The organism is Lachnoclostridium sp. An131, assembly GCF_002160825.1.
Taxonomy (GTDB): domain Bacteria; phylum Bacillota; class Clostridia; order Lachnospirales; family Lachnospiraceae; genus Laedolimicola.
The window spans coordinates 38,772-64,489 of the sequence record NZ_NFLI01000003.1; the positions used below are offsets into that span (position 1 = coordinate 38,772).

General features: G+C 52.7%; 24 protein-coding genes, 1 pseudogene and 1 riboswitch. Of the genes and pseudogenes, 8 read left to right on the plus strand and 17 right to left on the minus strand.

The window, feature by feature from the left end:
• Nucleotides 1-73: 73 nt before the first annotated feature.
• Nucleotides 74-1,183: a DUF362 domain-containing protein gene (locus B5E77_RS02970; protein ID WP_087163918.1), complete on the plus strand. Its 1,110-nt coding sequence runs from the start codon at nucleotides 74-76 to the stop codon at nucleotides 1,181-1,183.
• A 100-nt stretch (nucleotides 1,184-1,283) separates the two neighbouring features.
• Here B5E77_RS02970 and B5E77_RS02975 read toward each other — a convergent pair whose 3' ends face one another.
• The 11 genes from B5E77_RS02975 to B5E77_RS03025 all read right to left on the minus strand — a co-directional run bounded on the left by B5E77_RS02975 (nucleotide 1,284) and on the right by B5E77_RS03025 (nucleotide 12,153).
• Nucleotides 1,284-2,222: a M15 family metallopeptidase gene (locus tag B5E77_RS02975; RefSeq protein ID WP_162609629.1), complete on the minus strand. Its 939-nt coding sequence runs from the start codon at nucleotides 2,220-2,222 to the stop codon at nucleotides 1,284-1,286.
• Nucleotides 2,223-2,391: 169 nt separating this feature from the next.
• On the minus strand, nucleotides 2,392-3,720 hold the full coding sequence (nox, locus tag B5E77_RS02980) for a H2O-forming NADH oxidase (protein ID WP_087163920.1): 1,329 nt from the start codon (nucleotides 3,718-3,720) through the stop codon (nucleotides 2,392-2,394).
• Between the two features lie 168 nt (nucleotides 3,721-3,888).
• Nucleotides 3,889-4,527: an ABC-2 transporter permease gene (locus B5E77_RS02985; RefSeq protein WP_087163921.1), complete on the minus strand. Its 639-nt coding sequence runs from the start codon at nucleotides 4,525-4,527 to the stop codon at nucleotides 3,889-3,891.
• Nucleotides 4,524-5,399 (minus strand): ABC transporter ATP-binding protein, encoded by an 876-nt coding sequence (locus B5E77_RS02990; RefSeq protein ID WP_087163922.1) that lies wholly within the window; start codon nucleotides 5,397-5,399, stop codon nucleotides 4,524-4,526. Before B5E77_RS02990 ends, B5E77_RS02985 begins: the two co-directional genes overlap by 4 nt.
• A gap of 2 nt (nucleotides 5,400-5,401) precedes the next feature.
• Entirely contained in the window at nucleotides 5,402-5,776 is a 375-nt protein-coding gene (locus B5E77_RS02995; protein ID WP_087163923.1) for a GntR family transcriptional regulator, read from the minus strand.
• A gap of 316 nt (nucleotides 5,777-6,092) precedes the next feature.
• Entirely contained in the window at nucleotides 6,093-7,295 is a 1,203-nt protein-coding gene (locus tag B5E77_RS03000; RefSeq protein ID WP_087163924.1) for a C40 family peptidase, read from the minus strand.
• Between the two features lie 278 nt (nucleotides 7,296-7,573).
• Complete coding sequence (gene yfcE / locus B5E77_RS03005) at nucleotides 7,574-8,116, minus strand: phosphodiesterase (RefSeq protein WP_087163925.1); 543 nt, start codon at nucleotides 8,114-8,116, stop codon at nucleotides 7,574-7,576.
• Nucleotides 8,117-9,628 (minus strand): 4Fe-4S dicluster domain-containing protein, encoded by a 1,512-nt coding sequence (locus B5E77_RS03010; RefSeq protein WP_087163926.1) that lies wholly within the window; start codon nucleotides 9,626-9,628, stop codon nucleotides 8,117-8,119.
• A gap of 55 nt (nucleotides 9,629-9,683) precedes the next feature.
• Complete coding sequence (locus B5E77_RS03015) at nucleotides 9,684-10,556, minus strand: NAD(P)/FAD-dependent oxidoreductase (protein ID WP_087163927.1); 873 nt, start codon at nucleotides 10,554-10,556, stop codon at nucleotides 9,684-9,686.
• Nucleotides 10,557-10,559: 3 nt separating this feature from the next.
• A complete protein-coding gene (gene trxA, locus B5E77_RS03020) occupies nucleotides 10,560-10,904 on the minus strand; it encodes a thioredoxin (protein ID WP_330394598.1) in 345 nt (114 codons plus the stop codon).
• 133 nt (nucleotides 10,905-11,037) lie between these two features.
• Entirely contained in the window at nucleotides 11,038-12,153 is a 1,116-nt protein-coding gene (locus tag B5E77_RS03025; protein WP_087163928.1) for a M20/M25/M40 family metallo-hydrolase, read from the minus strand.
• Between the two features lie 319 nt (nucleotides 12,154-12,472).
• On the opposite strand from B5E77_RS03025, the gene B5E77_RS03030 reads away from it, so the two are divergent.
• Nucleotides 12,473-12,742: an autorepressor SdpR family transcription factor gene (locus tag B5E77_RS03030; RefSeq protein WP_087163929.1), complete on the plus strand. Its 270-nt coding sequence runs from the start codon at nucleotides 12,473-12,475 to the stop codon at nucleotides 12,740-12,742.
• A complete protein-coding gene (locus tag B5E77_RS03035; RefSeq protein ID WP_087163930.1) occupies nucleotides 12,739-13,383 on the plus strand; it encodes an SdpI family protein in 645 nt (214 codons plus the stop codon). The genes B5E77_RS03030 and B5E77_RS03035 overlap by 4 nt, the downstream gene beginning before the upstream one ends.
• A 62-nt stretch (nucleotides 13,384-13,445) precedes the next feature.
• Here B5E77_RS03035 and B5E77_RS03040 read toward each other — a convergent pair whose 3' ends face one another.
• The gene (locus B5E77_RS03040; protein ID WP_087163931.1) at nucleotides 13,446-14,330 is read right to left on the minus strand and encodes a CPBP family intramembrane glutamic endopeptidase; all 885 of its coding nucleotides are present in this window, start codon (nucleotides 14,328-14,330) and stop codon (nucleotides 13,446-13,448) included.
• 104 nt (nucleotides 14,331-14,434) lie between these two features.
• Nucleotides 14,435-15,271 (minus strand): putative manganese transporter, encoded by an 837-nt coding sequence (locus tag B5E77_RS03045; RefSeq protein ID WP_087163932.1) that lies wholly within the window; start codon nucleotides 15,269-15,271, stop codon nucleotides 14,435-14,437.
• A 328-nt stretch (nucleotides 15,272-15,599) separates the two neighbouring features.
• Nucleotides 15,600-15,709, plus strand: a riboswitch (THF riboswitch).
• 94 nt (nucleotides 15,710-15,803) lie between these two features.
• Here B5E77_RS03045 and B5E77_RS03050 point away from each other — a divergent pair.
• Complete coding sequence (locus B5E77_RS03050; protein ID WP_162609630.1) at nucleotides 15,804-16,379, plus strand: folate family ECF transporter S component; 576 nt, start codon at nucleotides 15,804-15,806, stop codon at nucleotides 16,377-16,379.
• A gap of 110 nt (nucleotides 16,380-16,489) precedes the next feature.
• On the opposite strand, the gene B5E77_RS03055 is transcribed toward B5E77_RS03050, so the two are convergent.
• The 4 genes from B5E77_RS03055 to B5E77_RS03070 form a co-directional block, all read right to left on the minus strand.
• A complete protein-coding gene (locus B5E77_RS03055; RefSeq protein WP_087163934.1) occupies nucleotides 16,490-17,368 on the minus strand; it encodes a sirohydrochlorin cobaltochelatase in 879 nt (292 codons plus the stop codon).
• Between the two features lie 27 nt (nucleotides 17,369-17,395).
• Nucleotides 17,396-18,043 carry a DUF3786 domain-containing protein gene (locus B5E77_RS03060; protein ID WP_087163935.1) on the minus strand — a complete coding sequence of 216 codons (648 nt, stop codon included), beginning with the start codon at nucleotides 18,041-18,043 and terminating at the stop codon, nucleotides 17,396-17,398.
• Between the two features lie 173 nt (nucleotides 18,044-18,216).
• Entirely contained in the window at nucleotides 18,217-20,145 is a 1,929-nt protein-coding gene (acsV, locus tag B5E77_RS03065; protein WP_087164056.1) for a corrinoid activation/regeneration protein AcsV, read from the minus strand.
• Between the two features lie 266 nt (nucleotides 20,146-20,411).
• The gene (locus B5E77_RS03070; RefSeq protein ID WP_087163936.1) at nucleotides 20,412-20,747 is read right to left on the minus strand and encodes an immunoglobulin-like domain-containing protein; all 336 of its coding nucleotides are present in this window, start codon (nucleotides 20,745-20,747) and stop codon (nucleotides 20,412-20,414) included.
• 164 nt (nucleotides 20,748-20,911) lie between these two features.
• On the opposite strand from B5E77_RS03070, the gene B5E77_RS03075 reads away from it, so the two are divergent.
• The 4 genes and pseudogenes from B5E77_RS03075 (at nucleotide 20,912) to B5E77_RS03085 (ending at nucleotide 25,662) form a co-directional block, all read left to right on the plus strand.
• A complete protein-coding gene (locus B5E77_RS03075; RefSeq protein ID WP_087163937.1) occupies nucleotides 20,912-21,601 on the plus strand; it encodes a response regulator transcription factor in 690 nt (229 codons plus the stop codon).
• 320 nt (nucleotides 21,602-21,921) lie between these two features.
• Nucleotides 21,922-22,149: pseudogene (locus tag B5E77_RS17595) on the plus strand (histidine kinase dimerization/phospho-acceptor domain-containing protein); the annotation flags it as partial.
• A gap of 66 nt (nucleotides 22,150-22,215) precedes the next feature.
• On the plus strand, nucleotides 22,216-23,100 hold the full coding sequence (locus tag B5E77_RS17600; protein WP_275532751.1) for an ATP-binding cassette domain-containing protein: 885 nt from the start codon (nucleotides 22,216-22,218) through the stop codon (nucleotides 23,098-23,100).
• A gap of 12 nt (nucleotides 23,101-23,112) precedes the next feature.
• Nucleotides 23,113-25,662 (plus strand): ABC transporter permease, encoded by a 2,550-nt coding sequence (locus B5E77_RS03085; protein ID WP_087163938.1) that lies wholly within the window; start codon nucleotides 23,113-23,115, stop codon nucleotides 25,660-25,662.
• The last annotated feature ends 56 nt before the right edge of the window (nucleotides 25,663-25,718 follow it).

Below are 25,718 nucleotides of genomic sequence, written 5' to 3' on the forward strand. Positions count from 1 at the left end.
CAGTCCCGGAACGCTGCCTGTCAGCCCGCGGCTGCCTGTTTTATGAATTCTAAAAGGACGGAGGAAACGTTCCATGGAACCTTCAAAGGTATTTTTTACAAACCTGCGTGTACACAACGGCGACAATCTTCAGAACAAGCTGGAGCGCCTGATTCGAAAAGCAGGCATCGAGACTATCGATTTTGACGGCAAATACACTGCCATCAAAATTCATTTCGGCGAACCGGGCAATCTGGCATATCTGCGCCCCAACTACGCCAAGACTGTGGCGGACGTCGTAAAAAGCCTGGGCGGAAAGCCTTTCCTGACAGACTGCAACACGCTCTATGTGGGCGGCAGAAAAAATGCTCTGGATCATATAGAGTCTGCCTATCTGAACGGCTTTTCCCCCTTCTCCACCGGCTGCCACATCTTGATCGGCGACGGCCTGAAGGGGACAGATGACGTCGCCGTTCCCGTAAAGGGCGGCGAATATGTAAAGGAAGCAAAGATCGGCCGCGCTGTCATGGACGCAGATATCATCATCTCTCTTACGCATTTTAAGGGGCATGAAATGGCCGGCTTTGGAGGAGCCCTGAAAAATCTCGGTATGGGCTGCGGTTCCCGGGCCGGAAAAATGGAGATGCACAGCGCCGGAAAGCCTTTTGTCCATACAGAAGACTGCATCGGCTGCGGCGCCTGCGTACGGATCTGCGCCCATGACGCTCCCCATGTGAAAGACCGAAAGGCATCCATCGATCAGAGCAAATGCGTTGGCTGCGGACGCTGCATCGGCGTCTGTCCCAAAGATGCCGTCAAGCCTGCGCATGATGAAGCCTGCGACATTATGAACCGGAAAATCGCCGAATATACCAAGGCTGTAGTAGACGGCCGACCAGCCTTCCATATCAGCCTGGTCATCGACGTCTCCCCTTTCTGCGACTGTCATGCAGAAAACGACACAGCCATCGTCCCGGATGTGGGGATGTTCGCTTCCTTTGATCCGGTGGCTCTCGACGTGGCCTGCGCAGACGCTGTGAACCGCCAGCCTGTGATTCGTGACAGTGTCCTTGGCGAATCCTGCCATCATGACCGGGATCATTTTGGGGCGATATCACCTGATACAGACTGGAAAACAGCGATCGAACACGCCAAAAGGATCGGCCTGGGCAATGACGAATATGAGCTTATAGAGGTTAAATAACCGCATCCCAGGATTCTAATCAAAAGCCCACTCCGGAATTTCATGAATTCCGGAGCGGGCTTTTGATTCACTCCCGCAGCTTTGCTGCGCTTTTCATTTTTTATACCCCTTCCGTCTGCCCCAGGGCGTTTGACTCATAGGTATGATATGTATCCTCTTCAGTACTGTCTGACAGATAAGAGCTCTGCTCTTTCTCCTTCTCCTGAGCCTCCAGCTCTTCCAGTCCTTCCGACACCGGCTTTGCTCCCACATATTCCTCCAGGGTCAGGCCTGCCTCGGTAATCTCCTTTGCAGCCTCCAGGCCCACATAGCGGAAATGCCAGGGCTCATAGATGATGCCTGTAATGTCTGTCTCCCCATTCGGATAGCGCAGAATGAAGCCATATTCCCAGGAATGCTCCTCCAGCCACTGAAAACCCTTGGTGTTCTCCTGTTTTTCATCCAGCTTGCGGTATTCGGAAGAAACCAGATCAAGAGCCAGTCCCAGATGATGCTCGCTGGTACCCGGCACGGCTACAACCTGCCCTGCCTGCTCTCTCGCGCTCTCATAGGAGTATCCCTGCATCACATAGGATTCCACCTTTTTATTGTAGAGCTCAGTCTGCTTATCCAGATCACGGTAAGAGGAGGTCACATAGATGTAGACGCCCTCACGTTTCGCCGCCTGTATCATGGCTCTGAAATCATCATAGGCTCTCGCGTCAATCTTGTGCCCGCTTCCAATATTTTTAAGCTCTACCTCATAATCCTCCGGGATTGGATGGGTACGGTTCACCAGGATCAGGTTCCAGTCCTCCGGCAGATTCTCTTCTTTCTCTTCTGTATCCTGCGTCAAAGCCTCTTTCGTATTCTCAGCTGTCTTATCAGCTGTATACTCTTCCAGTACATCCGGCAGTACAATCTCCTGTACTGCTGCTTCCTCCTGCTGTTCCTGTTCCATGGTCTGCGCGTATACGGTTCCAATCAGCATTCCCACGCAGATCACGACGGTCAGGCTGCCGGCCAATACCAGCATCCTCTTTTTCTGCCGTCTGGTCATCGTTCTTTCGCTTCCTCTCATTCTCCTTGTCTTATGCTGCCTCTCATAGTATAAAAGAAAAGAGCCTGATAAGCCAGACTCTTTTCTGAACATTTTCTTAATTTTTTCTGAAGGATTGCAGTAATATATGGAACGCTGACAAACCGATCCAGATCTGCTTTTTTCTGTCTTACTCTGCTTTCAGCGCAGCCATTGTAATATAGTTGTACGGCTGGTTGAAATGCGGCAGGAAGAAGATATCCAGAAGCTTCAGTTTGTCGATGGTAACGCCTTCCTCAATAGCCAGAGAGAACACATGGATGCCCATGGAAATATCCTCTGTAGAAGCCATCTGAGCCCCCACCAGACGGCGGCTGCCTTCCTCGTAAACCAGACGAATCTTTACCTTTGCATTTTCCTTCATGAAGCCCGGCCTCTGCAGATCCTCAAAATCAGAATATTTCACCTTAATGCCGTTCTTCTCGGCCGCCTTCACAGACAGGCCTGTGGAAACCATATTGTAGCCAAAGATAGAGATGCCGTTGGAACCCTGTACGCCGATGGCGTCAAGCTGTGTTCCACCCACATTGTGGCCTGCCACAATACCGCTGCGCACTGCGTTGGTAGCCAGAGCGATGTATGTCTCCGCCTGGAGCGCGTTCGAATAGATGGACGCGCAGTCGCCTACTGCGTATACGTCCGGATCACTGGTCTGCTGATGGCTGTCTACATGGTAAGCGCCATTTGCCAGACACTGCAGATGATCCCGTCCAAGCTCTGTGTTCGGAATGAAACCGATGGCATTGATTACCATATCTACCGGATACTCGCCCTTGTCCGTCACAATCGCCTCTACGCGCTTTGTACCCTTATAAGCGGTCGCGCGCTCGCAGAAATGAGTCTCGATTCCGTGATCCTGCAGATTTTTATCCATATCGTCTGTAAACCAGGTGTCATAATAGCTTGCCAGAGAACAGGGAGCCACGTCAAAGAGCAGCACATCCTTGCCGCGGCGCTTTGCTGCTTCCGCAATCTCCACGCCGATATAGCCCGCTCCGACTACGGCCACGCGCTTCACAGCCGGATCGCTGATCTGACGGTCTACCTCCTGCCCCTCCTGGAACAGCTTCAGGAAGCTGATGCCCTCCAGGTCCTTGCCGGGCAGATTCGGAGAAATCGGCAGAGAGCCTGTGGCCAGAATCAGCTTGTCATAGCTTTCCTCAAAGGTGGTTCCGTCCTTCTTCTCACAGTACACGGTCTTTGCCCCGAAGTCGATCCGCGTCACGGATGTCTCCATGTGGATTTCCGCGCCCTTCGCCTCAAAGGCCTCTTTATTTGTATAAAACAGGTTTTCATAAAAATCAATCTGGCGGCCTACCCAGAGCGCCGTTCCGCATCCCAGGTAGCTCAGATTCGTGTTCCGGTCAATCATAACCACCTTCTGCTCCGGATAGTTGTCAAGAAGAGTGTTTGCCGCAGCGATGCCGGCATGATTTGCGCCAATGATAACTGTCTTCATAAGGTTGCTTCCTCCTGTACTCGTTTAATCAATAATAGTTATTATTTCTGTTTTGTATTATAAAGGATATTCGGAAGAGATGCAACCCTTTTTTCGCAAAATTGTTATTTTTTTATCAATTTTTTCCCTGCTGCATTCAAGGTCCTGTACACCGGCTCCGCGCAGGCTCTACCACTCTTTTTTCTGCACAATGTTCACCGAAATCAGATATGAGAGGAAAAAGCCTGCCACAGCAAGCACGAGTCCTGCCGCGATCACTCCTGCTACAAGCTGGTCTGTGATCTCAATTCCCATATTTCTGACCAGAATCACGCCGCCGTAAATCACTCCAAAGGCGATCACGAAGATAAGCGCCAGAAGCAGTCTCGCCTTCTCCATCCCCAGCCGGAAAATAAACGGCATCAGCACGGCAAAGGCCATCAGATACAGGCAGGCCACCGAAAACAGGGAAATTGCATGCTCTGTCAGAGATATCCCTCCTCCGCCGCGGGTCAGATAGAAAACTCCTTCTCCCAGAAGCCCTACCAGAATACCCACAGCGAACAGAATCAAAAGCAGCGCGTATTTCGTCTTCACCAGATCACGCCTGGTCACCGGCAGTGTCAGCGCGTACTTGTCGAAGTTCGCCATCTCGTCGTAGCTCATGGCAGTAAAAATCAGCATCATACAGTATATAATCATCATCATGGAAAAGATCTGAGAATTATTCAGAAACAGGCACCAGGCCGCCAGCACAGCCAGAACAATCAGCGTCTGCTTCGCTATCTGGCGCAGATTACAGAGATCCTTAATCAAAAGTCCTTTCATCCTCTTTCCCCTCTCTCTTTCCTGTCTTTTTTCACGGTAAATAAAAGAATATCGTCCAGAGAAGCCCGGTCCACCACCAGATCCGCCGCATTCTGCAGCTTTCCGGCATGTTTCACCAGTATTTCCGTCTCAAACTGGTTCTCACGCAGGCCCACGATCTGGGATTTCTCAATCTGTTCCGCCCGCTCCCGGGTACAGCGCACGATCCCATATTCGTAGCGCAGCGTATCCTTATCCTCAAACAGCAGCATTTTCCCCTTATGAATCAGCAGAATATAATCCGCAATCCTCTCAATATCACTTGTGATATGAGAAGATAAAAAGACCGTGTGATCCTCTTCCTGTATAAATTCCTGAAAAATGTCCAGAATCTCATTTCTCACGACCGGGTCCAGTCCGCTGGTCGCCTCGTCGAGAATCAGAAGCTTTGTCTGGTGTGAAAGAGCCACAGCAATAGAGAGCTTCATCTTCATCCCCCTGGAAAACGTCTTTACCATCTTTTTCTCCGGAAGCTCAAACCTCCTGCAATAGGACAGGAATTTTTCACTCTCCCAGTTCCGAAAAATACACCTCATAATCGTGTCCACATCCGGCACCCGCAGATTATCCGGAAAATAGCTCTCGTCAAAGACGACCCCAATCTGCTCCTTGACCTCACGCAGCGCTGCACCGTCCTTCTTTCCAAGAAGCGTAATTTCGCCTCCATCCTTCTGAATCAGGTCCAGAACCGCTTTGATGGTCGTGCTTTTCCCCGCTCCATTTTCCCCGATAAATCCCACAATGGAACCGGACGGTACTGAAAAGCTTACATGCTCCAGCGCAAAGCCCGGATAATGCTTCGTTAATCCCTGTACATCGATCGCATATTCCATAACTACATCTCCTCAAACAGCACTTTCAAAATTTCAATAGCTTCCTGTTCTTCCATACCGCACTGCCTGGCCGCGTCTACCGCCGCCTGCAGATAGCCTTCCACGGCCTTCAGCCGCTCTTCCCGGACAAACTCCTGATCCGCCTCCTGGACAAAGCTGCCCTTTCCTACGATGGTCGTAATAAAGCCATCCCGTTCCAGATCCTCATAGGCCCGCTTCGTGGTAATCACACTGATCCGAAGCTCCTTCGCCAGAAGACGCATGGAGGGCAGCGGATCGCCGGGCTTTAAGGTTCCGTTCATAATCAGTCCTTTGATCTGGGAGGTGATCTGTTCGTAGATCGGCCTGCCGCTTGAATTGCTGATAATAATGTCCATAGTACCTCTTCCTCATTCTGCGCAGCAGCGCCGGTGTACAAGGGGCCATACGCCTCAGTCCACCGATGCTAAGGTGTTATCATATAGCACAGTCCAGATTTCAGATTTCCGGGCGTGTTATATTTTATATATTGTATATATCATATATATATAATATAGTCAAGTATCTTCCCGAAATCTTAAGAATTTATTTTTGCGCGCAAAAAGGGCTGCTGCAAAGCAGATAACTCCGCTTTGCAGCAGCCCTGATAGGCTTTCAAAAGCTTTCACTCTCTGTATAACGATACAGCGCCGCAGTTTCTTTTCTTCTTACCCATTAATAATATCTGCGCACCGATTTAATCGTCCGGTAGGTTGCCGTGCCTGTCTTGATGCCCGTCTTCTCCGTGCTGGCGTGGACAATACGTCCTCCGCCCAGATAAATCGCCACATGACCGCCGTAGTAAATAATATCACCGGCCTGGGCCTCGGAATAGCTCACCTCACGGCCCGCACGTCCCTGCTGATCTGATGTCCTCGGAATCGAAATTCCGAAATGCGCAAATACAGACATGGTGAATCCCGAACAGTCCGCGCCATTGGTCAGGCTTGTCCCGCCGCTGACATAGGGATTGCCCACAAACTGCAGCGCATAATTCGCAATAGACACTCCTGTCGAGCTGTTGCCCGAAACGGGGGCGCTGGAGCCGGACGAACCGGAATTGGAACCCGAGCTGCCCGAGGACGAACCGGAACTGCCTGAGGATGTTCCCTTGTTGGATGCGGACGCCGCCTTTTCCTTCGCAAGACGCTCAGCCTCCAGCCTTTTTAACTGGCTCTGCTGCTCCTGGAGCTTCTTTGTGTATGCGGAAGCCTGAGCCTTTGCATTTGCGAGCTGAGTCTCATAATCAGCCTCCTCCGCCTGCTTCTGAGCCAGAGTCGCCTCCATAGATGCCTTCTCCTCCTCATACTCCGCTTCCAGGGCTTCCATATCCGCCTTTTCCTGTTCCAGCTGATCCATCAGCTCTTCTACCTGAGCCTTAGTCTCCTGATACTCCACCAGCAGCTCCCGGTCCTTGGTCTGAATCTCTCTGGCAAAATCCGCCCGGTTCAGAAAATCTGCAAAGCTGTCTGCCTCCAGGAAAAGCGTCAGATAATCCATATCGCCTTCCTCATATATGTACTGTATTCGAAGCTTCATGGCCTCATACTGTTCTTCTTCCTTCTGCTTGGCCGCCTCGTAATCTGTCTGGGCCTGAGCCAGCTCCTCTTCCTTTGCAGCCAGATCCGCCTCCAGCAGCTCCATATTCAGCACCACATCCACCAGATCGGAATTCAAGGCGTCAATCTCTGCGAGTATGCTGTCTCTCTGGCTCTCGATGGATTTCATCTCCTGATTGATAGCGTCCAGCTGCTTCTGTGTCTCCTTTTGCTGCTTCTTGATCTCAGATTCTGTAGCAAATGCCTCTATAGAAAAACACATACTGAAAGCCAGCACAGCCGCGATCACGCGCCGACTCATTTTTCTAAAATTATGCATAAATTTCTCTCTCCGCTTCAAATAACAGTTTTTCTTCACAAAGTTATAATAATTATATCTTTTTTTTCGTCTTTTTTCAAGGTATTTTGCTCATTTATGCGGACCCTTTCCAGGGAATTTGCAACAGTTTATCCATACTCTTCCTGCCGCGCCGGCGTGTCAGAGCGCCATACCCCCTGTACATCGGAGCCGTCTGCGGAAAGCGCAGAAAAGCCGCCTGCAGAGTACCGCTTTTCCTCTCTGCAGACGGCCAGTTTTCCTTCTCTCTTCTGCTGTGCTTACGGGCAGAATTCTTTTTTCACTTCCCCGTCCAGATCCTTCCAGACAAACCTTCCATCCTCCAGAATCATATAGCCATGCCAGCTGTTCTCCTTGGGAATGGAGACGGAGCCGGGATTGAGATACGTGTAGCTCTCCGTTTCATGGCACACCGGCACATGGGTATGGCCGTGAAGCAGGATATCCCCTTTCTTCAGCATCGGCAGATTCTGCTCGTTGAACACATGGCCGTGCGTGGCAAAAATCATCCGGTCATTCAGATAGAGAATACAGTATTCCGCCATAATCGGAAATTCCAGCACCATCTGATCCACTTCCGTGTCACAGTTGCCGCGGACGCACAGAATCTCCTGCTTTCTTGGATTCAGCATGGCAATCACTTCCTTGGGCGCATACTCCTTCGGCAGATCATTTCTGGGGCCATGATAGAGTACGTCTCCCAGAAGAAGAAGCTTTTCCGCCTGTTCTCTGTCATAAGCCTCCAAAAGCTTTCTGCAGTAATACGCAGAACCGTGGATATCGGATGCAATCATCAGTTTCATTTACTCTTCCTCCAGACTTTTCAGTATATCCTTGTAATCGCTGGAAAGAACGCCCTTGTTTTTGGCCTTCTTCATAATCAGCTTTACCTGTCCTTTGGCCTTGGTCGGGCTCTGCAGGATCCCTGCGCCGCCCACACAGCCTCCGGGACATCCCATGCCTTCCAGAAGGTAACCGTCGTAGGTTCCCTTTTTCGCCTCATCCAGCATGGCCCGGCATTCACGCAGGCCTTCCGCAGACATTACCTTAACCTCGCGCTCCGGATCAAGCTCTTTGATGCAGTTCACCACTGCGTTTGCCACACCGCCGCTGACCGCAAAGCCCCGGCCGTCCGCACTGGATCCGGACAGATTATCCGCTCCCGTAATCTGCGTGAAATCAATCTCCTTTGCCTCAAACATGCCCATGACCTCCTCGAAGGTCAGCACAAAGTCCACGTCGCTCCGGATATCCGCCCGGCTTGCCTCCAGCTTCTTGGCAGAGCATGGACCGATAAATACCACCTTGCAGCCGGGATGCTTTTTCTTGATCAGGCGGCCGGTCAGCACCATGGGCGTCAGCGCCATGGAGATACATTTCGCGTACTCCGGATACAGCATCTTTGCCATCTCCGACCAGGCGGGACAGCAGGAGGTTCCCATAAACGGGAGCTTGTCCGGCACCTCTTCCATGAAATCGTGGGCTTCCTCTATCGTACAGAGATCGGCGCCCACCGCCACCTCAATGACGTCCTCAAAGCCCAGAAGCTTGAACGCTTCCCTCACTTTTTCCGGCGGCAGATCCTTTCCCCACTGGCCCACGAAAGCAGGAGCCAGGGCCGCGTAAACCGGGGTGTCGCTCTTAATCGCGTGAATCGTCTGGAATATCTGGCTCTTATCGGCAATCGCTCCAAAGGGACAGTTCACCAGGCACATGCCGCAGGAAACACATTTGTTGTAATCAATGTCCGCCCGTCCCAAATCGTCCGTTCCGATGGCGTCCACGCCGCAGGCTTTGGAGCAGGGACGCTCCATCTTTATGATTGCATTGTAGGGGCAGGCCGTAATGCAGCGTCCGCACCGGATGCATTTGTCCGGATCGATCACGGAGCGCCCGTTTACAATGGAAATCGCATCCTTCGGGCAGACCTCGCTGCAGGGGTGCGCCAAACAGCCCTGGCAGGAATCCGTCACGCGCACCTCTCCGTCAGGGCAGGCATGACAGGCAAATTTGATGATATTGACCAGGGGCGGATCGTAGTATTTCTCCGCAATCGCACTTTCCTCGATTCCCTGGGATACCGGAGCATGCTCCGTCATCTTGCGTAAGGGGAGGCCTATGGCCAGGCGGAGTCTTTCCTCCACGATTGCCCGCTCCAGGAATACGCTTTCCCGGTAGGTCGCCACCTCGCCGGGGATAATCTTATAGGGCAGATTTATGATACGGGAATAATCGCCGCCCTCATAGGCCAGGCGGGCCACCTCCGTAAAAACCTTCTGCCGGATTTCGACTATATTGGTGTAAATTCCTCTCATCCGCTTCTCCTTTTTTGCCTGAAATCTGATACTGCTTTTCGGAGTCTGTCTCCTGTCACTCCTTCTTCTGCTGTCTCACAAATTTGATCATGCTCATGGCCGCCTTTGCACCCTCTCCCACAGCAGTGGAAATCTGCAGCAGTCCTCCCGTGCAGTCGCCTGCCGCGTAAAGGCCCGGCACATTGGTCGCCATGCTTTCATCCGTCTCTATCTTACGCCCATCAGTCAGGGCTCCTATTTTTCTGGCCAAGTCTACAGCCCCGGCGCTTCCAAGAGCCACAAAGAGACCGTCCAGCTCTATCCTGCTTCCATCCTCGAAGGTGACGCCTGTCACCTCTTCCTGACCGTCTATGGACCGGATCCTTCCGGTCATCACCGGCACGCCTTCCGGAGCGTCCGCCTGAAGCTCCTGTCCGTTGGTCAGAAGCACAGCCGAACCCGCCACAGGAAGCAGCTGGCCCAGCTCATGAACCGCGTACTCCTCATTTCCCAGGACAGCCACCTTTCGTCCCCGGTAGAAAAAGGCGTCGCAGATAGCGCAGTAGCTGACGCCATGGCCCTCCAGCCGGGAAATTCCGTCGATATCCGCTTTTTTACGCGCGCTTCCCGTAGCCAGAAGAACCGCCTTTGCCTGATAGCTTCCCGCCCGGCCTTCCAGTGTAAAGCCCTGATTCCAGGAAATATGGAAAATCTCATCTGTCACCAGATCCGCTCCCAGATTTCGGGCCTGAATCTTTGTGTTTTCCACCAGCTCACAGCCGGATATGGGCTCTGCCATGCCGAAATAATTTTCGATCCGCTCTGCCTTCGCCAGAGCCCCCTGATCCTTTCCTATTACAAGAGTGCTTAAGCCCGCCCGGCTGGTATAGAGCGCCGCCGACAGGCCGGCAGGCCCGTTTCCCACGATAATGACATCATATTCTGACATGTATTACACTCCCAGAAGCTTCTTCAGCCCATCCTTGGACTGCAGTCCGATGGCAGAGGCCGCAATCTTGCCGTCCTTAAATACCAGCAGGGTCGGGATGCTCGCTACGCGGTATTTCTGCGCCAGGCTCATATTCTCATCCACGTTGAGCTTTCCGAATTTCACACCGGAAACCTCTTCTGAAAGCTCATCGATGATCGGTCCCTGCATCTGACAGGGTCCACACCATACGGCCCAGAAATCCACCAGCACCGGAACGTCGGAATTCAGCACCTCCGCCTCAAAATTCTGCTCTGTAACCTTTATCACTGACATAATCTTTTCCTCCTTCAATCCTATTTTCTGCATATGCTCCCAATATCCTTCTGTCAACCTGTGGCTTTTACTTTACCATATTTTCTCTGAAAAATCTACCAGACATACGGATGATTCTGAAAAAATACAAACCAGCACTGCCGCATTGCCAGCCGCATTTTCCATCCTATTCTGCATCCTGCATCAGAAGCTTCACCAGCTCCGTCACCGTCTCAAGGCCGGACACAGTCGTATACTCCGCGCAGGAATGCACCTGCTCCATGGCGCTGGCCAATACAAGCCCTGAAATGCCGTGCCGGGCCAGATTGCTCTGGTCACTTCCCCCAAAGGTCGGAACAAGCCTGACCGGAAGCTTCAGACGCTCACAGGCTCTCCGGAACCGCCGCACACATGGATGGGTCTCCTGTACACGGTAAGCCTGTATCGGAACCGTGAAATCTGCCTCGCAGCTTCCGCCGGCCTTTTCTGCCTCCTCCTGGAAAATTTTTTCTATCCTCTTCATCTCTCCCAATGCCTGCTCATGGGAATAGCTGCGGATTTCGCCAAGCAGACGGCAGCATTCCGGGACGATATTGGTCGCCTTCACGCCTCCTTCGATATAGCCGATATTCACCGTCATGCTGTCTCCAACCCTTCCCAGCTCTATCCGTGTCATGGCTTCCGCCGCGATTTTGATAGAGTGAACCCCCTGTTCGGGCGCAAACCCCGCATGGGCAGCCTTTCCGTGCACGGTGATGGAAAAATCAATCAGTGTCGGCGCCTGCACAGCCGCCGTTCCCAGAGGCCCGCTCAAATCCAGAATATAGGATTCTTCCGCCTGTACCTTCGTAAAGTCAAAAACTGCGCTGCCTTTCAAATGCTTTTCTTCCCCGATGAAAAACAGAAGCTCGAGATCCCGGCAGCACGCCTGTTCTTCATACAGCTCCGTGAGCGCTTCCAGAATCGCCGCAGTTCCCGCCATACAGTCTGCGCCCAAAACCGTAGTCCCGTCGCTGGTGATCCGTCCGTCCTCGTGAAGAACCGCCTTCTTTCCCCTGGAAGGCTCTACCGTATCCATATGTGTGGAAAAAAGCAGGGGTTTTCCGGGAATATTTCCCTGACGGGAGGCGTAGAGATTTCCTGCCGTCCCTCCATAATATTCTCCTGCCCTGTCCTCGGAAACCACGAACCCCAGTTTTCTCAGCCGGGCTGTCAGTTCGTCCGCCATCTTCCGCTCGTCGAAGGGCGGGGCGTCGATGGCTGTGAGCTCCTGAAATGTCTTTACCAATCTGTCTCTGTTCATTTTGCTTCTCCTTTTGACGGCGGCGCAGCAGGGCTGCCCGGCCGTGCTTTTTCATTCTTTTGTAATCCATTCTCTGGTCATCTGTTTTTTTGCAATCTATTTTCCATAAGAAGTATATCACAAATTCACAAATGTATATACCTTATGAAATATCTGTTGACATTTCCCGCTATGCATGCTATTATCTGCTTAGATATTTAGAAAATCATCTAAATATCTAATAAATATCTAAGCATCAAAATCTGACTGCGCCGCAGCTGCCGGAAGCCGGAGGTTCTCCTGCAGTTCCAGACACAGCCGCACAAAGGAGGAACGCCATTTGAACGATGCCTTTAAAGCCCTCTCTGATCCCACCAGGCGCCGGATTCTGGAGCTTCTGGCAGATCGGGACATGACAGCCGGAGAGATTGCCGGCTGCTTTGATATTTCGAAGCCATCCATCAGCCACCACCTGAATACGCTCAAGTCCGCCGGCCTTGTACTGGATGAACGGAACGGCCAGAACATTATATACAGCCTGAATATGACCATATTTCAGGAGCTGATGAAATGGTTCTTTGATTTTTCTGAAGGAGGAAAAAAGAAATGAAAAAAATAAATATCTTCTTATTTGTTCTTTCGATTTTATCGCTGATTGGACAGTGTCTTCTGCTCCCGCAGATGCCGGACACGGTTCCCATCCACTGGAACACAGCCGGAGAAGTAAACGGCTTCGGCAGCAAATACATCACTCTGGTGCTCGCCGCAGTCCCGCTCATCCTGTTCCTGCTGTTTTTTCTGATTCCCAGAATCGATCCGCGCAAAGCCAGCTATGAAAAGCACCAGAAGGCCTATGATATTTTCCGCGTCTTTGTCATTCTGCTCTTTACCGCCTTCGTCTGGGTCTCCAACGGAGCCATGATGGGCTGGCCCGTCAGCATCAACCGGGTGGTCCCCATCGGCATCGGCATCCTGCTTCTGGTCATCGGCAACTATATGCCGCAGATCCGGTCCAACTACACCTTTGGCATCAAGACGCCCTGGGCTCTGGAAAGTCCCTACGTCTGGAAGAAAACCCATGCCGCAGGCGGCGTCCTTTTCTGCATTTATGGAATACTTATGATTTTATCCGGGATTTTCCCTTCTCCCTGGATGACGAACCTTACACTGGCAGTGATTCTGCTCGGTGTCGCTGGAATGTATCTCTATTCCTGGCTGCTTTTCCGGAAGGAATGTGGAAAAAAATCCTGACCAGCACGAAACGGGGCAGCGGTATCTGAGTGGATACCGCTGCCCCGCATTATTTTCTCCTTCTAATGCATCATCGGAGAAGCGCCTTCATACACGGAATCTTCCCCAGCCGCTTTTTCTTCTTTTTCCTCCAGATCCTTTCTTATCAGCTTCAGGCCGCCCACAGACAGGCCCACGCCCAGTACGACAGCCACTACATAGGAAGCAATCTCCACTGCCGCAGACGGCTCCGTCCCGAAAATCATGTTCAGAAGAGGCGTCACAAAGGTTCCATACGCATTGAATACCATATGTACGGCGATTCCCGCCAAAAGCGATTCATATTTCAGAACCACATAACCGCAGACCATTCCCAGAAGGAACGCATAGGCTCCCTGCACCAGATTCATATGCGCAATTCCGAAGAACAAAGCCTGAATCGCATTGATGACCCAGAATCCAGCTCCCGCCTTTTTCAAATACTCTATGGTAAGGCCGCGGAAAATAATCTCCTCACCGATTGGAGCCAGAATCACAGTCGCCAGAATCGACAAAAAGCTGGTTGTGGCAATACCGGAGGCCTCGATCATCTGATTGTAAGCCTCAATCATATCTGGCGCCGCAAGCTGCCATGCAGTCAGAAGAAGACCTATCAGGAACTGCGCTCCGAAAGCCAGCATTACCGTATAGCCTACACCCTTCCAGCTGAATTTTCCCGCAAAGGGAATTCCTGTTTTTTTCTGCCTGCGCACCACATAAAGATAATACCACAACCCCATAACAGCAAGCGTGAATACATGCATCCATACGACAAGCACAATGGAATTTTCCGTATATGTCTGCGTCATTCCTGTAAAACCGGAGCTAATCAGCCAGGCTGTCATCACAACGACGGTGACAATCAGCTGGATCCCTATCATACTGAGCAGCGGAACGATGCTCATAAAATACCATCCCAGTTTTTTCATAAAAAATGACCTCCAAATCCGTTAATCTGAGATTTATCATAGCAAATCTCCGTAGAATTGACCATATAAGCAAAGGAATCTTAACAAAACCTTAAACTTTTCCGTTACAAAACAAGCTCCAGAAGCAGTCCCACTGCAGCCGAAATCACGTACAGCAGAGCCAGAATTCCCAGATTCTCTTTCATAGGCCTGTTCGTCTTAAACAGCACAGCCAGTCCCACGCCGGCTCCCGCGCAGAGACCAGACATAGCTGCCGCAAAGCTTAAGCCTCCCGCCAGGTAAAGCTCTGTAATCAGGATGGAAGAGGCGCAGTTCGGAATCAGGCCCAGCAGTGCCGTCAAAAGGGGCTGAAACCAGGTATCCCGTCCAAGAATGGCGGTCAGCGTATTCATTCCGATCCACTCCAGAAGAACATTCAGCACAAACGTAAATACCAGGATGTAAGCCGTCAGGCGTACCGTGTGCTTAAGGGCCGGCTTTAGGATGCCGCCATGATCGCTGCAGCCGCAGCTTCTGCACAGGTCTTCTATATGCTTCTCTTCCTTTTTATTTCTCAGCACCAGATCTGCCAGATAGCCGAACCCGATTCCGATCAGCACCTTTCCCAGCAGAAGCCGCGCAATCACCGGGCCGCTCCCCGGATTGCCCAGCAGAATCAGAACCGCCTCATCGGAAGTCGAAAGAAACACCGCCAGCAGCGTTCCCGGGGTAATCACGCCCCCGGAATACAGATTTGCGGCAGCCACAGAAAAGCCGCATTGGGGAACACAGCCAAACACAGCTCCTACGGCAGGGCCCGCCTTTCCCACTTTTCCCAGCACACGGTTCATATAGTTATTCGAATAATGCTCCAGCGCTTCCAGAGCCAGAAAGGCCGCCAGCAAAAAGGGCACCATTCTCACAGTATCCAGAAACGCATGTTCCAGCGCATGCAGAATCATACTTCCACCTCTTTCACATCTCTTCTGTTTAATTTCGAAGCTCCTGTCTTATAAAAACTGCCGCCCGAAGCGGCGGCAGTGTGTTTTTGTTGCCTGACTGGCGCCGGTGTGCCAAAGACACGATTCCCTGATATACCGACACCAGGTTATCAGAATACCACATTCCCGCCCGGCGCGCAAGTGCCGGCAAAATCTTTGTTAAAATTTTAATAATATCCATTGCATTCTGACAGTAATATGTTATAATTGCTTCAGACGCCAGGATAAGCTTTCTGACTGGCTGTCATTTCCGCAAAAAGCGGAACACTCATTTTGGAAAATAAATAATAGCGAAGTAGGATTTTATGCGTCAAGTGTTCGCAGGCTGGGGAGTCGCCGCGAAACGAAAAGCAGAGCATGAGAGCTTGGTCTTACGATATATAATCCGCACCCGTTGCTGCAGATGAGTACATCTCATGTGTGGAGGAGATCGGGCTGGGACAGTCTCGATATTATTTATTTTACCTGGCACACTACAGGAGGTGTATTTTTTATGCAGTTATTTTCTAAGGACGCCTTTGCGTTCCGGGAACAGCTTCAAAACCTGAAGAAGGTACAAAGCATTTGTCTCTGCGGCCTTTTTGTGGCAGCTTACGTGGCCCTCTCCTTCTTCAGCATCAAAATGACCGAATTTCTTGAATTCCGTTTTGCCTTTCTGGCACTGGCCGCGGCAGCCGCCTACGGCGGCCCCGTCATGGGAATGGCCGCAGGACTTACGGGCGACGTCATCAGCTTTTTCGCAGCTCCCCAGACAGGCCCGTTCTTTCCGGGATTTACCATCAGCTATGCGCTCCTGGGCTTCCTCTTCGGAATGATCCTCTACCGCTCAAGGATCACGCCTCTGCGCGCATTCGCGGCAGGGCTGGCGGAGTTCATCATTGCCTGTACGCTCAACACCCTGTGGCTTCATTTTATGTACGGCATGGAATGGGAATATCTCTTCACCATCCGCCTCATTAAAAATGTAGTCTCCCTTGGCGTCAATACCGTGCTGCTCTTCGTCTTTATGAAGGCGTTTTCACGGATTATCCTGACTGTCTCACCGACGCTGAAAGCGTCCCGGCAGTAAAGAGAGGCGCCCGCATATCACAATACAAATCCTGCCGCAGCGCGGCAGATCAGACAAGACGGAGCATCTGCCTGAAAGCGGATACTCCGTCTTGTTTTCTCTCATATTGCTCATAAAGGAAATGTCTGGCTTTCCTCTGTATAATTTTCTCTTTTCTGCTGTCCGTACAGGGCGTCTTCCCCCTCCGGACAGACCTCCTGAAGCCTCTCTTCCGCCGCACGCACATGCCTCAGATAGATCCTTCTCACACCCGGATACTCACCGAGTCCCTTCATCTGGCAGGCCACTTCATAGCCCTCCCGCTCGAACTGGCTTCTCCAGGAATCCTCATCCTCACCGGACATATCATGAATCGCATGGTCGCCGGCCACCACCATAAAAGGCGCCAGTATCAGTCTTCTGGGCCCCAGCGCGCGGATCTGCTTTTTCAGGGATTCCATGGACGGATAAGCCTCCACTGTTCCCAGGAATACTCTGGAATATCCCAAATCCTTAAACGTATAATCCAGGGCCGCATAGATGGAATTGGCATAGTGCGTGGTTCCATGTCCCATCAGTACCAGCGCCTCGTCTTCCTTCAAGTCCGGAAACTCTTCCATCACCGCATGAATCACTGCCTCATTGTCTTCCTGGGAGGTCAGCAGCGGATCACCGAAGGCCACGCTTTCAAAAGCGTCCCGCCTCCCCAGCACATCCTCCTTCATCAGATCGTTTTCCACTCCGTTGATCACATGGGTGGGCTGCACAATCAGCTCCGTGATTCCGTCTTCGATCATCTGCTCCACCGCTTCTGCCACAGTCGGAACCTGGATCCGATCCCGGCGCAGCAGCTTCGCGATAATCATTTTGCTGGTCCAGGCCCGGTAGATCCGGTACTCCGGATACGCCTCCTCAATATCCTTTTCGATTCTGTCAATGGTCTTTTCTCTGGTCCGGTGAAAGCTTGTTCCAAAGCTCACTACCAGAATCGCTTTTTTTGACTCCTTCATTGCTCCTGTCTCCTTGCTGCCGGCTTTTTAAGCCGCTAATGTTTTCAGTGTAGTAATGGAAATATCACCCACCACAGCCAGGTCCTCTGCCTGGTACGCATAGGGGAAGTTGTCCTCAAAGAGGATCTGAGAGGATGGCGGGAACTCCTCGTCTCCGGCCCAGAGAATGAAGCGCACATGAAGACCATTGATGAATTCAAATTCATAGGACACATCGCCCAGGCTCAGCTTCTTCACGCCTGGTATTTTTTCCATGCCTTCCGCAAATTTGTCCAGCTTGAAGCCGAAGCCGAATTTCAGCCTCATCAGGCAGCGTCCCTCAAACTGGCGGAAATAGACCTCGCCCCAGGGAACCTCCCGGTAGGTCAGATATTTGCCGCTGCTCTTTACCATCTGCGCCGAGATCAGGAACCGCAGCACAATGATCTTCGCCGGAACCATGTCCAGCAGAAGAAAAGCGCCCTCCTCATTCTCGTCTTCCTTGTGCACCGCAAATTCCGGAAAATCTACCAGATAGCGGAAGCCCATCAGCCGGATATGAAACTGCTGCTTCTCCTCGTCATACTCTACACCGCAGCGCTCGGCCGCTTCCTTCGGATCGATATTCCGGTATTCGCTCAGATAATGCTCCAGGGGAATCCGTTCTTTATTGTCCTTTTCATAAGGGAAATCCATATTTTCATCTCTCTTTCCTGAGACCCTCTCAGGATTTTCTTCCCGACACAGTCTCATGCTTTATGACAGCACGCCGGCCGGGACATATAGCTCCGGCCGGTATGCGTATCTGCTCATTTATGTTTCTGCTCTAATTTCTGTCTCTGTTTTCCGCCGCCGTTTCCTGTCTCTGTCTATTTCTGAGTCACTGACGGAAACAGGCTGCTGTCCGTATGAGGCAGGAAGCAGCAGGCCACGAACTCATCCATGTATCCAGGCTCCGTGGAAAGCTCCAGATAAGTCATGTTCTGGGCCAGCTCATAGACCTTGCGCTCTGCTTTTGTGGAAAGCAGCATGGCATAGGCGCCGGACAGGGAGGAATTGCCGATATAGTGATAATACTCGATGGGAATATCCGGGAACATGCCGATATTGATAGCATTCTGCATGTTGATGCCGCTTCCGATTCCTCCGGCCACATATACCTGCTCGATCATGCTGATGTCGAAATCCAGGCTCTTCAGCATCGTGCGGACCGCAGAGAAAATCGCTCCCTTGGCACGGATAAAATTGTCAATATCCACCTCGGTGATCTCTACATCCTTCGTGCCCTCTGCCTCTTCTTCAAAGGCCAGCACGTAGCTTCCCATACCGTAGGCGTCGTGCTTGATTCTCTTTCCTTCCCGGATAAATTTTCCCTTGGGGCTGATCATGCCGCAGCGGAACAGCTCCGCAATTACGTCAATGATACCGGAACCACACAGGCCTACCGGTTTCTGTCCCTCGTCTCCGATGATCTGGAACGTGGGTTCCATGGTCTCCTTGTCAATCGTACATGCCTCGATGGCGCCGTCTGTGGCGCGCATGCCGCAGCTGATATCGCCTCCTTCGAAGGCCGGTCCTGCGGAGCAGGCGCAGCTCATCATGAAATCAGAGTTTCCGAATACCAGCTCGCCGTTGGTTCCCAGATCGATGAACAGTGAGAAGTGGGGCTGGTTCCACAGCATGCTGACCAGTGTGCCCGCCGTGATATCTCCTCCCACATAGCTTCCGATATTGGGCGCCATGATAATATGTGCGTCCGGATGCACGTTCAGATGGATATCCGACGCATAGAAGGAATTCGTCTTAAAGAAGGCCGGAATATACGGCTCCATCCGCAGCGGGTCCGCGTTGATCCCCATCAGCAGGTGATTCATCGTGGCATTGCCCGCCACTGCCAGACGGAAAATATGGCGGGGACTGATTCCTGCCGCCCGGCACATCTGCTGAATCAGCGGATTCAGCGTCTCAGAAACGATAGCGTCCTGCAGCCGCTTTTGTCCGCCGGGCTTCGTGGATTCGATAATACGGTTGATAACATCCGCTCCATAACGAATCTGTCCGTTTCCAGTGGAAGCCTTGGCCAGGATCTTTCCGTTGGTCATATCGACTATGACAGCCGCCACTGAGGTGGTTCCGATATCGACCGCCAGGCCTCCCACAATCAGATTCTCATTGCTTCCTGATACTTCATAGACAAAGACATGGCTCTTACTCTGGCTGATCACACACTGCACATCAAAATCGCTGCTCCTGAGCACATCCGGCAGACGGCGCAGCACAGAATAAGGCACCCGTACGTGCTCAATCCCCGTCTCTTTCTGAAGGGCCCGGATCAGCCGTTCGATATCCGGCATTGTATCGTCCAGACTTGGCGGATTCATTTTTACGGATACAATCCTGAGATTGTTCTTCATCGGAAGTCCCGCTTCCTCCACCTTCTCTTTGGACTCATCAAAGATTCTTACTTCTTCCGGGGAGCTCAAATCAGCCACCTTCATGCGGCTTCTGTAGGCAGACGCAATATCCGGAACCATAATCTCCACGTCTCCCGCCACATGGCTGCAGCAGGCCAGGCGCCATCCCTCCGCGTATTCTTCATCGCTGATATGGCGGGTCTGTCTGGAATCCAGTTTTCCGCTTAAAAGCTTCACCCTGCACTTTCCGCAGGAGCCGTTTCCGGAACAGGGCGCGTCAATCACCACATTCGATTTGCGCGCGGTCTCCAGAAGATTCTCTCCTGCCATAGTGGAGACCATCACCTTTTCCCCGTTTTCAAATTGAAATGTCACATTTGCCATCTGTCTGCTTCCTCCCGTTCTTCCCGCCGCTGTCGTTTTCCTGCCGGTTTCATCTTCCTGCGGCTGTTTTTCCAAAGCGGTGCGGAATGCCCCGCTCCCGCCTGAGTTCTCCCTTTATTTCCGCGGCAGTGAGCCAAGCGGACGCGGCCCAGGCCGACGTTATGATTATAGCACATCGAAGCGCTTCCGTCTATTCCCAAGTCTTCTGTTTTTCAATTTGCGGCCACTGTCCGCTTCTGCCCTTCCTGGCGTATCTTTTCATCTGTTCAGCCGTTCCAGCCCGCGATCCGCACCAGCTCCATCGTCCAGTCAGTATCCGCATCAATATCATACCAGGAACCATCTTCTCTCAACTGGATAAAGTACTCTGTCCCGAAGGTGATCTCTGCGTCACTGTTATTTTGTGTGGATATCCGCATCCCTTCCGCTGTCACAGAAGCTTTCTCAGCCTGAAGCACGATCCTATCGTCTGCGTTTCTGATGTCTCTTTCACTTTCTGTAATCTTCCAGGGGTACTGCGAAGCCTCTTTTATTCCGCATCCGGCAGTACAGACAAGAAAACCTGTTATAAGGCCTGCAATAATTATGTTTTTTATTTTCACAGGGACTCCACCTTATTCCAAAAATAACAGACGGGTTTTCTTATGTCAATCTGCTTTTCCTCCTTCCTATCTGCCTCTTTTCATTTACAGATTTTTTGATATACTTAAATTTGTGTCTTGCTGCAGCCGCAGGAGGACGATTCATTGTGAGGAGTGCTGTTTTTATGGAACGGATCTTAGTAGTGGAAGACGACCTGGCCCTGAACGCCGGTCTTTGTTTTGAACTGGATACAGGCGGCTATTCCTCTGCCGCTGCCTATACCTGCGCCAAAGCCCGCTATCTTGTGCGGGAGGAGCGCTTTTCCCTGGCCCTTCTGGACGTAAATCTGCCGGACGGGAACGGCTTTGACCTGTGCCGGGAAATCAAGGAGCTCCGCCCAGAGCTTCCGGTCATCTTTCTGACGGCCAATGATCTGGAGGAAGATGTGCTCTCCGGCTTTGACATGGGCGCTGAGGACTATGTAACCAAGCCCTTCAACATGAAAATCCTGCTGCGGCGGATAGAAGTGGCGCTGCGGCGAGGAAAGGAGAAGTCCTCTGTTCCGACAGACCGCTGGAGCGACGGCTTTCTGCTTCTCGATTTTTCTTCTCTCACCGCAGTCCGCGGCGGAGAAAAGCTGGCCATCACCCCCAACGAATACAAGCTTCTGAAGACGCTGACGGAGAATTCCGGGCGGATTCTCACCCGCCAGCTTCTTTTGGAGCGTCTCTGGGACAGCGGCGGAAATTTCATCGATGATCATACCCTCACCGTGACCATGAACCGTCTGCGGGCCAAAATCGAAGACGATGACCATCCCTACATTAAGACAGTCCGGGGCATGGGCTATATCTGGACAGGAGGAAATACATGAGAAAGCATAAAAACATAAAATTTCTGCGTTTTTCCATCCTTCTTCTCATGCTTCTGCTCATCGCTCTCCTGCTCTGGCTTCTGTGGAAATTCGTCCCCAGAGCCTCCGTCCGCTTTTGTCTGCTTGCGGTCTGCGCCGGAATTCTTGCAGCCGCAGGGCTGCTGAACTGGTATCAGCGCCTTCAGATCTCCTCCTTTGCGGGCGAGATCTGCGAGACCCTGGACGCGCTTATGTCCGGCCGCCAGCCGGAGGATTATCATCCTTACGAGGATTCCCTGACCTCCCGGGTCCAGGGTAAGCTTCTGCAATATTACGACATTATGAACGAGGGAAAGCTCCAGAGCCAGAAGGACAAAGAGACTATTCAGGGACTGGTCAGTGATATCTCCCATCAGGTGAAGACACCTGTGGCAAACCTGCGTCTCTATGCGGGAATTCTGAAAAATCCCGCGCTTCCCGCGGAAAAGCGGAACGAATTTCTGGGAACCATGAACGGTCAGATCGACAAGCTGGATTTTCTTTTGCAGTCCCTGATCAAAATGTCCCGTCTGGAAACCGGAACCTTTGCCCTTCATATAACGGAAGCGCCCTTAAAGGATACCATTGCCGCCGCCATGAGTACCGTCTGGGCCAGGGCGGAAGAAAAGGGCATCGCGCTTCTGGCAGACTGCGACAGCGGGATTACCGTGCAGCACGATCCCAAATGGACCGCGGAGGCTCTTGGCAACATTCTGGACAACGCCGTCAAATATACGCCCGGCGGCGGAAGCGTCGCCATTACCGTGCGCCCCTGGCAGTTCTACACCCGCATTGACATTACGGACACGGGCACAGGGATTCCCGAGGAGCATTACAACGATATCTTCCAGCGCTTTTACCGCGGGCAGGAAGCCGCCGCCCTGGACGGCATCGATCTTGCCATCAAAAAGGGAAAATTCACCGCCATCATCGGCGCTTCCGGCTCCGGGAAAACCACCCTTCTCAATATGCTTGGGGGACTGGACACTCCGGACGAAGGAGAAGTCATCGTGGACGGCGTAAGCCTGGCCGGACTGAAGGAAAAAGAACTGGCTGTCTTCCGCCGCGGCAAGGTGGGCTTCGTCTACCAGAATTTCAATCTGATTCCCACGCTTACGGTAAAGGAAAACATGTTATTTCCCTTAAGCCTGGCGGGAAGCACGCCGGACCCCGTCTTTTTTCAGGAGATTCTTTCGCTTCTGCATCTGGAAGACCGGCAGAACGCTTACCCGAATCAGCTCTCGGGAGGCGGCCAGCAGCGTGTGGCGATTGCCCGTGCCCTGATCGCCAAGCCATCCGTCATTCTGGCGGACGAGCCCACCGGAAACCTGGACAGTAAAAGCAGCCAGAACGTGCTGGGTCTTCTGAAGCTTTCTGTGGAAACCTGGAAACAGACTCTCGTCATAATCACCCACAACCTGGAGATCGCCCAGATGGCCGACCGGGTCATCCGGATCGAAGACGGCAGAATCCGTGCGTAAGGAGGTCTTTCCATGCTTGTAAACAACAATCTGAACATCTGCGGGAGGCTGGTCCGCCGGGACTTCCGTTTCCACCGCGTGAAAAATCTGATCCTGATCCTGGCCTGCGCCCTGGTCACCGGACTTTATTCCTTTGTCTTTCTGCTGGCCGGCTCCATAGAAGGAGCCTATCTTCTGAACTACCAGTATACCTACGGCTCCACCAGCCATATCCTCTATACAGGGCTGACGGAGCACCAGGCAGACATCCTTTCCCGGGACGCCGCCATAAGGTCCTCTGTCCGCCTGAGCTCCGTGGGACAGCTTACGGATGCCGTCATCGGACAGCGGCAGGTAAAGCTGGCGGTCACTGACCGGGATTACGCGGAAACCGTTCTGTCCATTCCCACCTCCGGCCGCCTGCCGGAACAGAAAGGAGAAATCGCTCTGGACGAATTTACGATGGATTCTCTGGGTATTCTCCGTGAAGAAGGCGCTCCGGTGGAGCTTTCCTGGACAGATCCGGAAGGGATCTCCCACACCAGCTCCTTCACCCTCTGCGGCTGGTGGGCCAGCCCCACAAATTTCTCAGAGGCCTGCGCCTGGATTACGGAGGAAACCGCCCGGGACCTCTACCCGGAGTATGACGCAGAGACTGCCCGGAATACCACTCTTGGCGTCACCCTTTACCAGCCCCGGAATCTGGAAGCGCAGGCGGAACAGCTTCTGGCCAGTCAGGGAATCGCAGGCGCCGGCTGCACAACCAATCTGGCCTTCAACAGCGCCCGGATGGAACAGGCCCAGAGCAATGCCATGCCCTACTACTATCCGGCGATCCTTGTGCTGATCTGCGGCTTTCTGATGATCTACGGCATTGTCCATATCGCTTCCGGCCAGGACGGCCTGTTTTTTGCTGAGGTCAAAGCCCTCGGCATGACGCCCCGGCAGATCCGCGTCTTTCTGGCGGAGAAGGCCTGTGCTGTCTCCCTGCTGGGAGTCCTCCCCGGTTTTCTCATTGGTTTTCTGCTTCATCTGGCAGTCACAAGCCGGATCGTCTCCGGCATGGAAGAGAATCCGGCCCTTTACTTTCTCTCCTGGGGACCCTTTTTCGCAGGAGCAGTCCTTTCCCTTGGCACGACACTGCTCTCTTATCTTCTGCCGGCCAGACGCCTGTCCCGCATGACGCCCGCCGGGCTTCTGCGGTCTCTGGACGAAACGCCTGTTCCCGGCAGAAAAAGCGCTTCCGGCAGCGGAAGAATCCGCCTTCCCGGCCTTGCCTTCCGCGCTCTTCTGCGGGACCGCTTTAAGATGCTGCTCTCTGCGGTAACGCTGCTCCTGGCCCTTTTTCTTCTGACCTCCGTATGGATACAGTATATCAGCCTGAAAGAAGGCCTCTACCTGGAGGCCATGTCCCCCTGGGACTACACCATTGCCGACGGATCGGCCTATCTTTCCGTACAGCAGTACAACCAGAACAACCATTCCATCACCGATGAAACCATTGAGGAGCTCCGCTCCCGTCCGGAAGTCCTCCACGTGAGCGCGCTGAAAACCCGGGAGCTTTCCCTGACCGCGTCTGAAGAACTGCGGCAGCGCCTTATCAGCTATTACAACGCCTCCGAGGAAGAGGGCGGCCCCGCCCGCCGGGAAATGATGGAGGGACAGCCCCTCTGGATCGAGGGACTGGAGCGCCTGGAAGAAACCGGAGAATATATGGGCGTCGCAGTTTCTCTCGAGGGAGAATACCTGGACTACATTCTGGAAAATGTATCCTTTACCAGCGGGTCCTTTGACGCAGATGCCTTCGCGTCCGGAAATGTGGTGCTCACAGCCGGAGCAAATGCCGCCGGCCTCTCGTCGGAAGCCGCCGGGGAAACTGTCACGCTGGCCGGAGAGACCTTTGAAGTCCTGGGCTCCATCGCCGACAGCGGAATGATCTTAAACGGCTCCAACAGTCCTGAGGCTTCCTTCTGTATCTATTATTATATGGCCCCCGCCGCCTTTGACCGGCTGTTTCCGGACCAGGGTGTGCGTCAGGCCGCTGTCAGCATCGATCATGGCCGCCAGGAGGCGTTTGAGGCTTATCTTGACGCCTATGAACAGGGACTGAACCGTGGCGTAGGAATCACCCGCCGCAGCGAATATCAGGAAAATTTCGCCGCCGGCCGGCTGAATACGGTCCTTCCCACTCTGATTGTAAGCGTGGCTCTGCTGGGCATCGCTCTGCTGAACTTTACCAATATGCTGATTATCAAAGCCGTAAACCGGCGGCGTGAATTTGCCGTCTATGAAAGCCTGGGAATGACACATTCCCAGCTTCAGACGCTTCTTCTTCTGGAAGGCATCTTCCACGCGGCGCTGATGTTTCTTGCCACCGGACCGCTGACCTTCCTCTTCGCGCGGTTTGTCATGCCGTCCGTCATAGAAGGGATTGGCTCCTGGTGCATGGTCTACACCTTTTCCGTGACGCCCCTCGCGCTTACTCTGGCAGGCGTGCTGGTCCTGTCCGCCGCAGTCCCCCTTGGCTGCCTGCATTTCATCTCCAGGGGAAGCATTACGGAGCGGCTGAGAACTGCAGAATAAAGAATCAGAAGGAATATGCCCTGAGAATGCCGCGGATAAATCGAAACAGCCTGTTG

Bases quoted from the DNA above. Each gene is read 5' to 3' on its own strand.
- B5E77_RS02975 (WP_162609629.1), bottom strand. From the start codon at position 2,222: ATGACCAGACGGCAGAAAAAGAGGATGCTGGTATTGGCCGGCAGCCTG.
- B5E77_RS02990 (WP_087163922.1), bottom strand. From the start codon at position 5,399: ATGGAATATGCGATCGATGTACAGGGATTAACGAAGCATTATCCGGGC.
- B5E77_RS02970 (WP_087163918.1), top strand. From the start codon at position 74: ATGGAACCTTCAAAGGTATTTTTTACAAACCTGCGTGTACACAACGGC.
- yfcE (WP_087163925.1), bottom strand. From the start codon at position 8,116: ATGAAACTGATGATTGCATCCGATATCCACGGTTCTGCGTATTACTGC.
- B5E77_RS02985 (WP_087163921.1), bottom strand. From the start codon at position 4,527: ATGAAAGGACTTTTGATTAAGGATCTCTGTAATCTGCGCCAGATAGCG.
- B5E77_RS03055 (WP_087163934.1), bottom strand. From the start codon at position 17,368: ATGAAGGAGTCAAAAAAAGCGATTCTGGTAGTGAGCTTTGGAACAAGC.
- B5E77_RS03045 (WP_087163932.1), bottom strand. From the start codon at position 15,271: ATGATTCTGCATGCGCTGGAACATGCGTTTCTGGATACTGTGAGAATG.
- B5E77_RS17600 (WP_275532751.1), top strand. From the start codon at position 22,216: ATGAGTACCGTCTGGGCCAGGGCGGAAGAAAAGGGCATCGCGCTTCTG.
- B5E77_RS03025 (WP_087163928.1), bottom strand. From the start codon at position 12,153: ATGAACAGAGACAGATTGGTAAAGACATTTCAGGAGCTCACAGCCATC.
- B5E77_RS03075 (WP_087163937.1), top strand. From the start codon at position 20,912: ATGGAACGGATCTTAGTAGTGGAAGACGACCTGGCCCTGAACGCCGGT.
- B5E77_RS03035 (WP_087163930.1), top strand. From the start codon at position 12,739: ATGAAAAAAATAAATATCTTCTTATTTGTTCTTTCGATTTTATCGCTG.
- B5E77_RS02995 (WP_087163923.1), bottom strand. From the start codon at position 5,776: ATGGACATTATTATCAGCAATTCAAGCGGCAGGCCGATCTACGAACAG.
- B5E77_RS03040 (WP_087163931.1), bottom strand. From the start codon at position 14,330: ATGAAAAAACTGGGATGGTATTTTATGAGCATCGTTCCGCTGCTCAGT.
- B5E77_RS03085 (WP_087163938.1), top strand. From the start codon at position 23,113: ATGCTTGTAAACAACAATCTGAACATCTGCGGGAGGCTGGTCCGCCGG.
- nox (WP_087163920.1), bottom strand. From the start codon at position 3,720: ATGAAGACAGTTATCATTGGCGCAAATCATGCCGGCATCGCTGCGGCA.
- B5E77_RS03015 (WP_087163927.1), bottom strand. From the start codon at position 10,556: ATGTCAGAATATGATGTCATTATCGTGGGAAACGGGCCTGCCGGCCTG.
- B5E77_RS03050 (WP_162609630.1), top strand. From the start codon at position 15,804: ATGCAGTTATTTTCTAAGGACGCCTTTGCGTTCCGGGAACAGCTTCAA.
- acsV (WP_087164056.1), bottom strand. From the start codon at position 20,145: ATGGCAAATGTGACATTTCAATTTGAAAACGGGGAAAAGGTGATGGTC.
- B5E77_RS03010 (WP_087163926.1), bottom strand. From the start codon at position 9,628: ATGAGAGGAATTTACACCAATATAGTCGAAATCCGGCAGAAGGTTTTT.
- B5E77_RS03000 (WP_087163924.1), bottom strand. From the start codon at position 7,295: ATGCATAATTTTAGAAAAATGAGTCGGCGCGTGATCGCGGCTGTGCTG.
- B5E77_RS03060 (WP_087163935.1), bottom strand. From the start codon at position 18,043: ATGGATTTCCCTTATGAAAAGGACAATAAAGAACGGATTCCCCTGGAG.
- trxA (WP_330394598.1), bottom strand. From the start codon at position 10,904: ATGCAGAAAATAGGATTGAAGGAGGAAAAGATTATGTCAGTGATAAAG.